Source organism: Arthrobacter sp. efr-133-R2A-63, from assembly GCF_030209795.1.
Lineage (GTDB): Bacteria > Actinomycetota > Actinomycetes > Actinomycetales > Micrococcaceae > Arthrobacter > Arthrobacter bambusae_A.
Genome location: NZ_JARVRG010000006.1, coordinates 76748 through 91406 on the forward strand (window position 1 = coordinate 76748; position 14659 = coordinate 91406).

Annotated in this window: 12 protein-coding genes; 6 read left to right on the plus strand and 6 right to left on the minus strand. The window is 64.5% G+C overall.

Annotated elements, in window-relative coordinates:
* The first annotated feature begins 9 nt into the window (after positions 1-9).
* The 3 genes from QRN45_RS03560 to QRN45_RS03570 all read left to right on the plus strand — a co-directional run bounded on the left by QRN45_RS03560 (position 10) and on the right by QRN45_RS03570 (position 1751).
* Positions 10-564, plus strand: a complete 555-nt coding sequence (locus QRN45_RS03560) for a GNAT family N-acetyltransferase (RefSeq protein ID WP_284762445.1) — start codon at positions 10-12, stop codon at positions 562-564.
* 118 nt (positions 565-682) lie between these two features.
* The gene (locus QRN45_RS03565) at positions 683-1483 is read left to right on the plus strand and encodes a response regulator transcription factor (RefSeq protein WP_241709340.1); all 801 of its coding nucleotides are present in this window, start codon (positions 683-685) and stop codon (positions 1481-1483) included.
* Positions 1484-1565: 82 nt separating this feature from the next.
* On the plus strand, positions 1566-1751 hold the full coding sequence (locus QRN45_RS03570; RefSeq protein ID WP_284762446.1) for a hypothetical protein: 186 nt from the start codon (positions 1566-1568) through the stop codon (positions 1749-1751).
* A gap of 100 nt (positions 1752-1851) precedes the next feature.
* Here the strand turns inward: QRN45_RS03570 and QRN45_RS03575 are convergent, their stop codons facing one another.
* From QRN45_RS03575 to QRN45_RS03600, 6 genes are all read right to left on the minus strand, one after another.
* The gene (locus tag QRN45_RS03575) at positions 1852-3483 is read right to left on the minus strand and encodes a GAF domain-containing sensor histidine kinase (protein WP_284762447.1); all 1632 of its coding nucleotides are present in this window, start codon (positions 3481-3483) and stop codon (positions 1852-1854) included.
* Between the two features lie 66 nt (positions 3484-3549).
* Positions 3550-5769, minus strand: a complete 2220-nt coding sequence (locus tag QRN45_RS03580) for a S9 family peptidase (protein ID WP_284762448.1) — start codon at positions 5767-5769, stop codon at positions 3550-3552.
* A 78-nt stretch (positions 5770-5847) separates the two neighbouring features.
* A complete protein-coding gene (locus QRN45_RS03585) occupies positions 5848-6342 on the minus strand; it encodes a hypothetical protein (protein ID WP_284762449.1) in 495 nt (164 codons plus the stop codon).
* A gap of 58 nt (positions 6343-6400) precedes the next feature.
* Positions 6401-7336 (minus strand): signal peptidase I, encoded by a 936-nt coding sequence (locus tag QRN45_RS03590; protein ID WP_284762450.1) that lies wholly within the window; start codon positions 7334-7336, stop codon positions 6401-6403.
* An 87-nt stretch (positions 7337-7423) separates the two neighbouring features.
* The gene (locus QRN45_RS03595; RefSeq protein ID WP_264636893.1) at positions 7424-8044 is read right to left on the minus strand and encodes a TasA family protein; all 621 of its coding nucleotides are present in this window, start codon (positions 8042-8044) and stop codon (positions 7424-7426) included.
* A 169-nt stretch (positions 8045-8213) separates the two neighbouring features.
* Positions 8214-9257, minus strand: a complete 1044-nt coding sequence (locus QRN45_RS03600) for an LCP family protein (RefSeq protein ID WP_284762451.1) — start codon at positions 9255-9257, stop codon at positions 8214-8216.
* Positions 9258-9678: 421 nt separating this feature from the next.
* Here QRN45_RS03600 and QRN45_RS03605 point away from each other — a divergent pair, with 421 nt between their 5' ends.
* From QRN45_RS03605 to QRN45_RS03615, 3 genes are all read left to right on the plus strand, one after another.
* On the plus strand, positions 9679-10641 hold the full coding sequence (locus QRN45_RS03605; protein ID WP_284762452.1) for a plastocyanin/azurin family copper-binding protein: 963 nt from the start codon (positions 9679-9681) through the stop codon (positions 10639-10641).
* Between the two features lie 114 nt (positions 10642-10755).
* On the plus strand, positions 10756-11421 hold the full coding sequence (locus QRN45_RS03610) for a PAS and ANTAR domain-containing protein (RefSeq protein WP_241709349.1): 666 nt from the start codon (positions 10756-10758) through the stop codon (positions 11419-11421).
* Positions 11422-11538: 117 nt separating this feature from the next.
* Positions 11539-14340 (plus strand): PEP/pyruvate-binding domain-containing protein, encoded by a 2802-nt coding sequence (locus QRN45_RS03615; RefSeq protein WP_284762453.1) that lies wholly within the window; start codon positions 11539-11541, stop codon positions 14338-14340.
* Positions 14341-14659 lie beyond the last annotated feature (319 nt).

The following is a 14659-nucleotide window of genomic DNA, read 5'->3' on the forward strand; positions in this document are numbered from 1 at the left end:
CCTCGAGTCATGCCGCTCATCGAACTGCCCATCCGGACTGCGAGGCTCGTGCTTCGCCGATTCGAGGCCACTGACCTGGAGCGATTCCACGGCTACCAGTCACTGCCCGGGACTGCCAGGTTCCTGCTCCGGCAGGAATTGACCCTCACGCAGTCCATGGAGGCACTCGGCCGTTACGCCAACTTCACCTTCGAGCAAGAGGGCGACTGGGTGTGCCTCGCCATAGAGCGCGCGGACTCGCCGGGGCTGCTTGGCGAAGTGGTCCTCAAGTGGCTGCCGGGCACGGGGCAGGCCGAAATCGGCTGGATCCTCGCTCCGGAAAGCCGGGGCCAGGGCTACGCCGCCGAGGCGGCCGAGACCGTCCTCCGCCTGGGTTTTGAGAAGCTGATGTTCCACCGGATCGATGCCAAGCTGGATGCCCTGAACACCTCGTCGTCGGGATTGTGCGAGCGGCTTGGGATGCGCCGGGAAGCCGAGCTTGTGGACAACTGGCATTACAAGGGCCAATGGTCCACTGAAGTCATCTACGCGATGCTCGACTCGGAGTGGCGCGCGCGGAAGTAGCGTCCGCTACCCGGACGAAGCGGGACTTACGCCGACATGCGCGAGAATAGCGGTACCGCCGGTGTTAAGGTGGGCTGAGCATAAGAGAGATGGGGATCTTGACGTGGGCGCATCGGGCGTGGCTGTAGTAATCGAGGATGACGATGACATCCGTGAGGTAGTCCATGCCGTCCTCGAGGCATCGGGCCTGGAGGTTTACGCGGCCGGAAACGGCATCGATGGCGTGGATGCGGTCCGCCGTCACAACCCCGACGTGATCACCTTGGACCTTGGCCTGCCGGACATTGACGGGATCGAGGTCACCCGTCGCGTCCGGGAGTTCAGCGACGCCTACATCATCATGCTCACTGCCCGCGCGCGCGAAGTGGACACCCTGCAAGGGCTGTCCGTCGGCGCCGACGACTTTGTCACCAAGCCCTTCCGCCCCCGCGAGCTCCTGGCCCGGGTTGAGACGCTCCTCCGCCGGCCCCGCGGCAGTAAGCTTTTGAGCGGTTCCGCGGGGAGCACGACGGCGGAGCTGCCGCCGGCCCAGGCGCTGAACTCGCCAACCGCACCCACAACCGTGATTTCGGGGGCTGAGCCATCAGGGCTGGAACACAACGGCCTCTTCCTTGACGTGGCCACGCGGACTACCCGGGTGGATAACGAAGAGGTGCAATTGACCCGCACCGAGTTCGACCTCCTTCAGGCCCTGATGGAGGCTGGACGCGTTGTCCGAAGCACTACTGGGCTTGCCCGCTGGCTCCATGCCAGGGAGTACGAAACCGGAGGCTACGTCAGCGAATCCGAAGAGCGTGCGATCCAGGTACACATCGCCAATCTGCGACGGAAACTCGGCGATTCGGCGCAGTCGCCGCGTTGGGTTGAAACCGTGCGCGGCGTCGGTTACCGGCTGGCAGCAAAGACGTCCGAAAACTGAGCCAATCTTAAGCGAACCTTTAACGAGCCTCTTTACGCTGGGAATGTCAACTTCGGATTTTTACGGCTCAAAGGAGCACTGCATGAAAAAATTCGCCGCAACACTTCTCATGACGGGCGTGCTCGCTATTGGTGGATTTATCACCCCCGCCAACGCCGCCCCGAAGCACGACACCACGAGCACCACGAGCACCACGAGCACCACAGTAACGACGGTTAACACCGGCACTGTTGTCCACTACGCCTCGATCGGTTGGTGGCCCAACTAACTCACAGTAGATGCCGTTTTGGCGCCTCATAACGGCATCTACTGCCAGTTACTTGGGTAGACGCACATAGAGAACACCGCCCCGGATTCAGCGGCGCGCCTTAGCTCTCTGCATCCAGGGGGAGCCGGACTGAAACCGTGGTTCCCACGCCAAGGGCGGATTCGACATCGAGCCGGCCGGAATGGCGTTCCACAATGTCGTGGGCTATCGCCAAGCCAAGCCCGCTCCCGGGGATGGCCGCGGTGGAGGCGTTTGAGGCGCGGAAGAACCGCGTGAATACTTGCTCGATTTCCGTTTCCGGGATCCCGACACCGGTGTCCTCCACGCTGACCACGACGCTGGGAACCGTGCCTGAATCCGCGGTGATCCCGCTGCTGACCGCCACGTGGCCGCCGTCGGGCGTGAACTTGATCGCGTTGCTGATGATGTTGGCGAAGACCTGCTCGAGCTTGGCTTCATCGGCCTGGACAGTCACGGTTCCCGGCGCGTGCATCACGGTGAGGGACAGCGAACGGGAGTCGGCGAGCGGCTGCAACGTCGAGACAACAAGCCTGAGCAAGGTGCCCACATTCACGCGGCTCAACTGGAGATCTCCGGAAGTGTCCTGGTGCGAGACGGTGAGCATGTCTTCGATCAGCCGTCGGAGCCGCTCGGCATTTCGTGAAATGACGTCGACCATGCGCTCGACACCTGCGGGAAGAGGTCCGCCGGCGCCGCTGCGCATCATGTCCAGATAGGCCGTGATGGACGTCAAGGGAGTTCGAAGTTCGTGGTTCACCGTGGTGAGGAAATCGGTCTTGGCCTGGTCGAGCTCCTGGAGCTTGTACATGACCTGCTGTTGCGCGCCGATCAGGTGGCTCTGCATCAGGCCATACGCCAAGTTCCCCGAGACGTGCTGGATCAGGCCTATTTCGGCGCGGGTCCATTCCTGCGCTGTGTCCGGGCGCGCGATCCAGATGACCCCCAGAACGAGATCTCCCTCGCCTACCGGCACCACAACAGACGCCGACGGCGCCCCCGCACCACCCGGTACACCCGCGCCACCGGATTCACCCGCGGGAGCCCGTTTCGGCAGCGGCTGCACCTCCGCTTCCGCCCACAACCGTTCCGCGAGTTCGAACGTGGCGATGTCGCCGGTGAGTTCGCCCGGCAGGACTCCCGGTACCAGTCCCGGAGCGTTCCATTCGGCGCTGACTTGCGGAACCCGCGTGTCCGGGAACGTCGTGAACCAGACGTGTTCCGCGCCCAGGGCCTCGCCGATGCCCTTCACCAGATGCTGCGCTATCCGGTCCGGGTCAATGGTGGACCGGATCGCCGCGGACACCTTCCGCAGGCTCTCCCGCAGCGACTCGGCTTCCGAACGGCGGCGCGTGCGTTCGGCGGCCCGGGCTATCAGTACCAAGGCCCGGTGCACCCGAAATGCGGGAGGCTGGCCCCGATAGGTGAAATCAGCAATCGTCCACCCTTCCAGAGCCGTAACATCCAGCTCGTCTTCGGGATCCAGCAGGAGCAAGACCGGAGCGTCATTCCGGGGAAGGAACTCGCGGAGGTCGTTGTCCACCACCAGCACGTCGCTCTGTTCGCTTTTCAGCGCGGCAGCAAGTGAACCGGCGTCGTGCGCTGAACGAACCATGAACCCTGCTGCGGTGAGCGCAGCCACCGTCTCGGCAAGGCGTCCGGGGTCGGGGTCAGCCACCAAGGCGCGGTTTGGTGCCGATGCGTCGTTAGTCAAGCGACTGTCCACTACGCTCCTACTGTTTCGGTTCGGCCCCCATGGGAGAGCCTACTATCGAGGGCGCTACTTAAGCCCTGCTCCAGGCAGGAGTTCGACGGCGCCCAGCGAGTCCGCGACGAAGGCATAGTCCCACGCGCGCTCGCGCCACTGCACGTATCGTCCCGAGGCTCCGCCGTGTCCGCCGTCCATCTCGATCTTCATGACGATCGGCGCCGTGCCGGTGGTCTCGGAACGCAAGACCTGGACCCATTTGGCGGGTTCGACGTAGAGCACGCGGGTGTCGTTGAAGGACGTGACGGCTGCGATCCGCGGGTACGACACGGCGCGGATGTTCTCGTACGGGGTGTACGACTTCATGTATTCGTACACCTCAGGATCGGTGATGGGGTTGCCCCATTCTTCCCATTCGAGTGCGGAGAGCGGCAGCTCCGGGTCCAGGATGGTGTTGAGCGCGTCCACGAACGGCACGGCTGCCACGATTGCCGCATACTTTTCCGGCGCAAGGTTGGCCACGGCGCCCATCAGCAGGCCGCCCGCGGAGCCACCCATCGCGGCGATCCGCTCCGGCGCCACCCAACCGGAGGACGCGAGCCAGTCCGTTGCCGCGATGAAGTCCGTGAAGGTGTTCTTCTTGTTGAGCTTCTTGCCGTCGTCGTACCAGCGCCGGCCGAGCTCGCCGCCGCCGCGGATGTGGGCGATCACCATGACGATCCCGCGGTCGAGGAGTGACAGCCGGGCCACACCGAAGCCGGGATCCATGCTGACCTCGTACGAGCCGTAGCCGTAGACCAGGCCCGCGGCGCTCGAATCCTGCGCAAGGGACGCGTGCCGCAGAACGGACAGCGGCACGCGCGTGCCGTCCGCCGCCGTCGCCCATTCCCGGGTGGCCACGTAGTCGGACGCGGTGTACCCGCCCAGCACGGGGCTTTCCTTCCGCAGCAGCAGTTCGCCTTGCGGCAGCGCGGCGGTGGGCAGCACGAAGTCGTACACCCGCGACGGCGTGAAGTAGGAGGTGTATCCGATGCGGATCACCGGCGCTTCATAGTCGGTTCCGCCCACACCAGCCGTGTACAGCTCCTCATCGAAGGCTGGCTCCACGGCGGCACCCTGGGCGGCGGTGCCCAGCCCGGCGAGCGGGAGCACCTGCACGCGTTCGATCGTGTCCTGCCGTACAGACACCACCAGATGCGTCGAGGTGACGCCCGCGCCGTTGACGCGAACGGCGTCGGAATGCCCGACGACGGTGCGCCAGTGCTGCTCGGCCAGCGGCTTGGCGAACTCGGCCGGGTCCGCGATGGACACCATCGAGTTGATGGCGTCCTTGTTGTGGGTCAGCAGGATGGTCTCGACACCCTCGAGGAGGAACGGCTCGGCTTCGTAAAGGATGTGCTCGTCCCGGGAAATCACGGTGGACAGGCCGGCGTCGAAGTCGTCGAAGCGGAGCAGGCGCGTCTCGCTGAATTCCGAGCAGCCGATGCTCAGCACGAGGTACCTCCGGTCGGAGGAGAGCTCGAACCCGAGCCACATGGCGACGTCGTCCTCTTGGTAGATGACCTCGTCCTCGCTGACGGGCGTGCCCAGGACGTGCGACTTCACTTGGTAGGGGCGCCAGGAATCGTCCACCACGGTGTAGAAGATCCGGGTGCCGTCGGGGGAGAAGGCCACGCCATAGAAGATGTTCTCAATGACGTCGGGCAGCGGTTCACCCGTGCGCAGGTCCTTGATGCGGAGCGTGAAGCGTTCTTCGCCGGAGTTGTCCACGGCGTAGGCATAAAGGTTGCCGTCCAGCGTCACGGCAGTGCCGCCAACGGAGAAGAACGGCTTGCCTTCCGCCTCCGTGTTGCCGTCCAGCAACACTTCTTCACCCTGGAGTTCGACGCCGGGTTCCACCGCCGGCGGGGTCCAGTCCGCTACGGGATTGCCGGAGTTCGCAGCCCGGACGCGGCACTGGATGCCGTACTCCTTGCCTTCGACGGAGCGGGTGTAGTACCACCAACCGTCCTTGCGGCTGGGGACCGAAAGGTCGGTCTCCTGGGTACGCCCCTTGATTTCCTGGAAGATCGCCTCGCGCAGCGGTTCCTGGTGTGCGGTGATGGCTTCCTGGTAGGCATTTTCAGCCTTCAAGTGCTCAATGACCTCGGTGGATTCCTTGTCCCGCAGCCATTCGTAGTTGTCCACGAAAACATCGCCGTGGTGCTCGCGGGTGTGCGGCACCTTTTTGGCCACGGGGGCCGCTGGGCTGTCGACGTGGGATGGCTGGGCGGAACCGGAAGTCTGGGTCATCCTCTCAATATATAGAGGGCTTGCGACATCGGCGCCCGCGTTCGCTGCGGGGGTAGCGGCGTGCGGGTGGCCGTCGGCTTAGGTGCAGGTGAACTGGCCCGTCGTGGCTGTACCTGTCCAGGTGTTGCTGGTGCCGGGGACCGGGTACTGGTTCTGGACGGTCCAGGTCCAGGTGCCCGTGTGGGGCGAGATGGACGCTTTGTAGCTTGCGCCGCCGCTTTGTTTGCTGGTGCCCGTGAATACGGTGCTTCCGCCGCTGGAAACGGTGAAGACTCCTGTGAATCGCGGATCTGTTATCGCCCAGGACGTGACGGTGATGGTGAGGTTCGAACCTTGGCAGTTCGCGGTGACGGTTGCCGTGGATGCCGGGATCATGGCGGAGGAGACGGGGAGTGAAGCGCTGACGGACCCATTGAACGCAGCCTGCGCGATACCGGGAGCGAAGATCAATACCGCAGCCGCCGCCAGGACCGCGGCGACGCGTCTGGACGCAGGCGTCCGCCCGGCGTCGGCGGTGCTCCGGCTTCTACGCAAGGTCGGCGGCTTTCTGTCGGGCCCGGTGGTCCATTCCATTCTTACGACTTTCACACGGTAAGGGCAGCGGATCCGGTTCGGTTCTTTGAAGGGGTTTTCATGCAACGCGGCGCATGGTGTGGCCGCCCAGGGCTTTTTCCAACTGCGGCTGGTGTTCGCGGACAAGTTCGCCGGCTTGGATTGCCGCGGTGTGGTCGGTCATGACCAGGGCGTGTTCGAGGCGGACGCAGTGCTGTTCCATCCGGAGCGCCCCGACCATTGAGGAGCTGGTTTTCAGGCTGAGCACCGCGTCCATCGCGAGGTCGCTGTCGCCGCTGCTCAGGGCGTGGCTGATCTTGTCCACCCGCTGGGGCAACAGCCTGGCGTAGGCGGCCGCGAACTTCTCGGCGGCCTCCTTGCTCTTCATCTCCCTGGCCAGGCGCTTGAGGGGGCGTCGGTCGAAGGCCGGCAAGGGGCGTTGGGCAGCGCCGGCGTCCGCGTCGTCGTCGCCCTCGGGCTTTTTCCGCCAGATGGAGACGAGCACCATGACCACCATTGCCGCCGGAGCGCCGTACATCAGGACCTTCAGGACCACGGGATCACGAAGAGTGCGGATCGCGTTGCCGAGGTAGGGAACGGTGAAAACCTGGCGGTCAACCTGACCGCCGGCCAACGTCGCCGTCCAAGGGTCGGCGCCGTTGTTGGCGTCGCCCTTGGTGCGGACGGTGGCGGTGCCTTGGCTGTTCACTGCCAGGTCGATGATCCGGTGGGTTTCCACCCTTTGGTCCTCCACCGGAATGTGGTACGTGATGATGTCCCCGACCTTCAGGTCTTTGACTGCGACGGGAACCGTGACAACTACGTCTCCGGGGTTGATCAGCGGCGACATCGAGCCGGTGAGCATCGTGCTGGTCTGGTAGCCGAGGACGCGGGGCCCGACGGCGAGGAACAGGAACGCAGCGACGGAGGCTACCATCACCGTGGTCGTGATGACGTTGACCATGGCCCGGACAAACGTCGAGACCCGCTGGTGGCGGACCAGTGGTGCGGTCATGGCTGGGTCTCCGTTCCTGTGGAAGGCCCTCCGCCGTCGTTTTTCAGGGGGGCTCGACGGCGGAGGGCTGGCTGGGGTGGGGCGGCGTTACTGGGCGGTGGCGGTGCGCTGGGTGCCCGTGAAGGTGAACGCGATGGTACTGCTCTGGCTCTGGAGGGTGTTGTCCGCGGTAGCGGGGAGGGTCAGGGTGACGCGCAGGTTGTCGGTGTGTCCGGCGGTGACCGAGGTCAGGTTGGCCAAGGCAACGTTGGCGCCGATGACGGGCCGGGAAGCGAGGACGCTGGTGGTGGTTCCGGTGCAGGTGTAGGTGTACGCGGGGGCGGTGCCGGCCTCGGTCCAGGGGACGGAGCAGGCATCGACAACAACCTGCAGGCCCATGGTGGTGTTGGTGTCCAGCAAGGAGGTGGGGGAGGCCGCGGTGGTCAGGGTGATCGCGGAGAGGTTCTGGTTGCTGGCTGCGTTGCTCAGGGTGGCTACGCGCTGCACGGTGTCGCCCGGGACCAGGCCGGAAGCGGCGACGCTGAGCCGGTTCGCGGTGCCTGTGGCGCCGAGGGCGATGCTCACGCTGCCGGAGGCGACGGTGTTGCTGGCCGAGGTGCTGGAGGTGAAGGCACCGTAGGTTCCCAGTCCCGCCACGCCGGCAGCAGTGCCGACCAGGGCCAGGGAAGCAATGACTTTACCGGAGGTGGTTTTCAGGTTGAGACCCATGATGATTTCCGTTTCTTGAAGCCCGTTGAGACCGGGATTTCACGGACTTTGCTGCCCGATGTCCTCTACTTTCCGGCAGGAATTTTAGGAAGGCGCAAGGATTCCCCAAGCTTCCCTTCAAGATTAGTTAAATATTCAATCAAGATCTTTGCGAGTGTTGAGCGGGAGCTCAGTAACCATGTGCGGCCACATACTCCGGCAAGGTTCCGTCCCGCAGTGCCCCGGCCACTTGCCCGATCCCGGCGTAGTCAGGCACCACGATGGACTGTCCGTCCGGGGAAGTACCTGTGCCTGCCGTGGGCAGGGTGAAGAAGACGGAAGCGGCGGGATCCACCGTGCGGAGGGCGTAGGCCAGTCTCGCGACGGAGGCTGGATCGTATCCTTGGTCCACCGTAAGGTAGTTGGTTGCGAAATTGACCAGGCCAAGGACGGCGGCGGGAGTCTGGATTCCGCCCCTGAGCTTGCCCAGGAGTGCGCGGAGGAACGTTTGCTGGTTGCGGACGCGTTGGTAGTCTCCGTCCACGAACGAGTAGCGCTCGCGGACGAACTCCAAGGCAGCTTCCCCGTCCAAATGGTTGACGCCCGCAATAAAGGTGTGATGGGTGTCAAAGCTCGCGGTGAAGGGCAGCGTGACATTGACGTCGATTCCGCCGAGGGCATCCGTGAGGACCTTGAAGCCCTGGAAATCCAGCATGACGGTGTGGTCGATGTGCGTGCCCAACAGCGTCTCAACGGTCCGGACCACCAGGGGGATGCCTCCCACCTCCAGGCTGGCGTTGATTTTGGCTGCGCCATAGCCCGGGATGTCCACCCAGTTGTCGCGCATGATCGAAATGCCGTAGACCTTTTGCCGGTCCGCTGGAACGTGGATCAGCATCAGGCAATCCGAACGTTGGTCCGCTGACTGGCCTGTTGTGATGGTCTGGTTGTTTTGGTCCCTCGCATTTGCCCGGCTGTCGCTGCCAATCACCAGGATGTTCATGGGGGTCGCGGGCAGCTCGGGGATTATCGGCGGTGCGGGTGCTGCAGCGGTTGGCGCGGGGGACTTAGTGGGGGACGGGGCACGGGTAGCCGTGGCGCCGGCGGAGGCGCTTGAGGGCGATGGCCCGGACGATGTCCTGACGGAGCCGGCGATGACTGCCGCCAGGACCACGACGAGCGCCAGCAGGACTGCGAGCCCCGCCGATAGCCACAGTCGCCGTCGTCTGTCCATGTCCGGAAAATACCACTCAGCTGGGTTAAAAACGCCTCCGGGAAAGCCTCAATTCGGGCACAAAGACAGCCCGAATGTAGTCCCTATATCTCGACAAAATAACATTCCAGGAGCACGATGAGAGGTAAATCTCTCGCCTTCACCTGGGCCGGCTTTGCCGTGTCCTATCCGTTCCGCAATGGGGGGCTCTTTTGCCCACGGAACCGGACGTTATCCCTCCGAGCAAAGGAGGACCCTGCATGGCCCCAACGTCGTGGCGCCGCACCGTATGCGGGGGGAGGGGCAGCAGCTGCGAGCTGAAGTTCATAGGGAAGTTCAAGGAATCCGAGTCACCGTCAAACGACGCCATGGTCTCCGGCGCCTCAAAATTTCCAGGCTGATAACAGCCGGTCAGCAATGATTTTCCTAAGGAATGAGTCTTATGGCTACTCATCCAAAACCCCTTCTATTGCCGCGCCTTCGAGCGCTCATGATTTTGCTCCTTGCCTTGGTCCTGCCGGTGGCACTCAGCGGCACGGCAGCAGCGGACAGTGGCAAATCCGCAAGGACCTGGACTGTCCAGGTCGGCTCCGAATCGTCGGACCAGGCCATCCAGGGGATGTCCTTCCTGCCGAATAACATCTTCATCAATGCCGGTGACAAGGTCACCTGGGAGGCCAACTCGGCCGAAATCCACACGGTCACGTTCCTTGCCGCAGGGCAAACCATCGAGTCCACGCAACCTTTTGATCCTTTCAGCCCCCTCTATATCTCGGCGCAGGGCGGCACGTCCTACGACGGGCACTCCTATTACAACTCCGGCGTGATGTCGAATGTCTCGGACAGCGGGTTCGCCGAGGTTGATTCCTACACCCTGAAGTTCCCGGATGCCGGCGATTTCACGTATTACTGCCTGGTGCATGGCGCGGCCCAGAAGGGCACCGTACATGTGCGGGCCAAAGGTACGGAATACCCGTACACCCAGGAGCAATACAACAACCGGGTAGATCGGGCTGAACGGGCCATCATCCGTGACGGCTACAAGCAATGGAGCGACGCCCGCGACCAAGCCAACGATCACACGGTCATTTCCGGAACCGACGACGGCGTCGCCATGGTCATGCGGTTCATCGAACCCAAAGTGGTCATCCACGTTGGCGAAAAAGTGAGCTTCGTCAACAACGGCATGGGCGAGCCGCACACGATCACCTTCGGCGACGAGCCCGCCAACCCGTTCCCGCCGCTGGGCGATCCGACGAATTACACGGGCGGGCAGCTCAATTCTGGCCTTTTGCCGCCGGGCGTGACATTCACCGTGACATTCAACAAGGCAGGGGTGTATGACTACATCTGCGCACTGCATGATTATTTTGGAATGGCCGGCAAGGTGGTGGTGAAGGACTGACCCCCTATTGTGAACGCAGAGAGGGGCTTGTTGGGCCGCCAGCGTCGTGCGCCCGCTGTATTCTGTACGCTTAGCTAAATTAGTAAGCACACTTAGGAAGTGAGTCTTTGCGCCATGTTGGACAGCCCTCATACGTACTCGAGTGCACTGGGCGCCCCCGGCTTTCTGGCCGGAACCTTCCTCTTTGACCCGCCCTCGGGGAAAGCGGAATGGTCCGACGGGCTCTTCAATCTCCACGGCTACCAGCGGGGGGAAGTAGTTCCCACACTTGAGCTGCTGATGTCGCACAAACACCCGGATGACAGGCCACGGGCTATGGAGATACTAGCTCAAGTCTTCCGCGACGGCGGGCACTTCTGTATCTACCACCGGATCATTGACGCGCAGGGACATGTCCGTCGCGTGTTGACGGCCGGGAACGCGCAGCTGGGTCCGTCGGGGACCGTCGCGGTCGAGGGAACCGTGATCGACCTGACGTCCACGCTGCGCCGGGAAACCGAGCAAGCGGCGCGTGACGCCGTCGCGGGCGCCAACGCCACGCGGGGCGTCATCAACCAGGCGCGCGGCATCCTGATGGGGCGGTTGCTCCTTGACTCCGACGCCGCCTTCAAACTGCTCGTGAATTGCAGCAGCATGACGAACGTCAAGGTCGCAGTCCTGGCCTCGCATCTTGTGCGCGTGGCGGACACAGATCAGGGGCCGGAAGCAATGGATGAGTTCATCGGCGTTCTCCAGGCTTGCGACCAGGCGGCGATAAACCGCGCGTTGGACCCGCAGTAGGACTCGGACCCGGAGTAGGAAGCCGGCCAGCGCAGCCATCGCCTCCTGCCCGGCGGCGTGGCAGTATGTTGTGAGTCAGGCTCGATGAGGGCGTCTCCGCGATAAGGAGCGACAGTCATGACCTACATCTACAACTTCGCCGATGTCCAAGCGGCCGACGTCGCCGTGGCGGGTGGAAAGGGCGTCGGGCTGGGCAACCTGGTTCGCGCCGGGCTGCCGGTTCCTCCGGGTTTCGTGCTGGCCACTGCGGCGTATGGGGCCTTCGTGGATGCCAATGGGATTCAGGCGCGCATCCAGGAGTTGGCGGCGCTCACGCCCGACCCTGCGCCGCAGGATTACGAGGACGCCTCGGCCGCAATCCGGGCCCTTTTCACCGGCGGCACCATGCCTGCCGCCATCGCCTACGAGCTCGCCGCCGCTTATGAACGCCTCCGCGAGTCCGCCGGTGACCGGCCCGGCGATGGCGACGGCGAGTCCGCCGGTGCGCCCGTCGCGGTGCGCTCGTCCGCCACGGCGGAGGACCTTGCCTCGGCCAGCTTCGCCGGGCAACAGGAAACCTACCTCAACGTCCGCGGCGCGGAAGCACTGGATGCGGCTGTCATTGACTGCTGGTCTTCCCTGTGGACGGCGCGGGCCATGGCCTACCGGGACCGCGAAGGCATCGCACCGGGCGATGTCCGCCTAGCCGTCGTCGTCCAGCGGATGGTCGAGGCCGAGGCGGCCGGGGTCATGTTCACCGCCAATCCGGCCAACGGGCGGCGGGACCAGATCGCGATCAGTGCCGCGTGGGGCCTGGGGGAGTCCGTGGTCAGCGGAACCGTCACCACGGATGACCTTGTTGTGGAAGCGGGAACCGGCCGCGTACTCTCGCGCCGGACAGCCGACAAGGAAGTCATGACCGTCTACGCGGCGCACGCGGCGGGCCGCGGCTCCGGCGTCGTCCCGGACCAAAGCGTCCCGGATCAGGGCGTCCCGGTTCAAGGAGGGACGACCGAGCAGCCGGTCCCGGCGGCGCTTCGGAACCGGGCCGTGCTCGACGACGGAGCTGCCGCCGCGCTGGCGCGTTACGGAACGCGGATTGCGGACTACTTCGGAACTCCGCAGGACATCGAATGGGCACGGGCAGACGGTGATTTCTTCATGCTGCAATCCCGGCCCATCACGGCACTGCCGGAACCCGTGGCTGACATTCCGGACACCTGGCCGCTGCCCTACCCGAAGGGGCTCTATTTCCGGGCGAGCATCGTGGAACAACTGCCGGATCCGCTCTCGCCCCTCTTCGCTGACCTCATTGACGGCTCGGTGACCCGCTCGCTCAAGGCCCTGATGAATGAGGCCGTGGGCAGCGAAGTCGTCAGGGACGGCGACGTTGGACTGCCCACCATCAACGGTTACGCCTATTACTACTACCGCACCATGGCACTGTGGCGAGTGATGGGCAAGGCGCCTGGAGCTGTGGTCGCCCTGGCCCGCGGCAAGGCCCACATGGGCATGACCGGTTGGCGGGAATTCTCGCATCCGCGCTACAAGGAGGTGCTCAAAGACTGGTCGGCGAAGTCCGCGGGGGAGCTTTCGGGAGAGGAACTGCTTGGGGGTGTCCGGACGTTGCTCGACGCCGGAACCGTGTACTACACAGCCGTGGAATCAGTCATTCCGATCGCCGCCACGAGCGAAATCTCCTTCCGGGCGTTCTACGACAAACTCATCCGGCGTGCGGGAGATCCTCCAGCCGAGACGTTCCTCCTGGGCTATGACAGTGAACCCATCCGTGCGGAGAAGTCGTTGTACGAACTCGCGGCATGGGCCCGGGAGGTTGAGGGGCTGGCCCCGGCGATCCTCAATCAACCGACGGCGGCGCTGGCCGAGTCGCAGAGAAACTGGCTCCCGCCTGCCGGGATGGACCCGGCCCTTTGGCAGCAGTGGCGGCCGCGTTTCCAGGCCCATCTCGATCGGTTCGGCCATGCGGTCTACAACCTGGATTTCCTCAGCCCGGTACCGGCAGACGATCCTTCGGTGCTGCTGGATACGGTGAAGTTCTACCTGCGGGGGCACGGAAATGACCCGCACGAGCGCCAGCGTCTCTCGGCCGCCCGACGGGAGGACCAGACCGATCGGATCCTCGCACGGCTGGGTCGGACCCGGCTCGGGCGGAGTCGGAGGGCCCCGTTCATCCGCCTGCTCCGCTGGGCGCAGAAGTCCGCGCCAGTCCGCGAAGACGCGCTCGCCGACGTCGGGCTGGCCTGGCCGCTGATCCGGCGGATGCTGCTCGAACTGGGAAAACGGCTGGTCTACTCCGGCATCATCGCCAGTCCCGCCGACGTGTTCTGGCTGCGGCAGCAGGAGCTGCAAAGCGCCGTCGAGTTCGGCCTCGCCGCGCCGCAACCGCCGGGCACGACGGAGCCGCTAGCACCGGGGGCGGTGGCGATTACCGGCGCGGCCCGACCCGTCCGGGCCGACGTCGTCGAGGAGCGCAAGATGCTTTGGCGGGGCCAGGCCAAGGCGGCTGCCCCGCAGCTGCTGCCGGAGACCCGTTGGATGAAGGGCGTCTTCGAATCAATGATGCCGGCGCGCTCCCAGGACCAGCCGAGCGACGTCATCAAAGGGGTCGGCGCCAGCGCGGGCCGGGTCAGTGCTCCTGCGCGCGTCCTGACCGGGCCACAGGATTTCGGCCAGATGGCGCCCGGGGATGTCCTGGTTGCGCGCATCACCACTCCCGCGTGGACCTCGCTGTTCGCGATGGCCTCCGCCGTGGTCACCGACGTTGGCGGCCCGTTGAGCCACAGCTCCATCGTGGCCCGGGAGTACGGCATACCCGCCGTGCTCGGCACCGGAGTCGCGACCCAGCGGCTCACGAGCGGCCAACAGATCACCGTCGACGGCGACGCCGGCACCGTGACCGTCGAACACCCGGCCGGCTAACTGAGCGCCCCCTCCCCGGACGCCCGCTCACGTATGTCGGGTTTTTGGCCGACGCCCGCTCACATAGGTGGTGTTTCCGGCGGACGCTCGCTCGGTTGATGTGAGTGAGGGTTTTGGGATTTGGGCGTATATGTGAGCGAGGGTTCTGGAGGGACCGCGGACAGGTCCGTTAGGGCCCGACGGCGGGAGTCGGGTTGCGCTGTTTTCTGGCCTCTCGGGGGTGCTCCCCACAGACGCTCGCTCACGTATGTCGGGTTTTTGGCCGACGCGCGCTCGGTTGATCTGAGCGAGGGTTCTGGGATTTGTGCGTATATGTGAG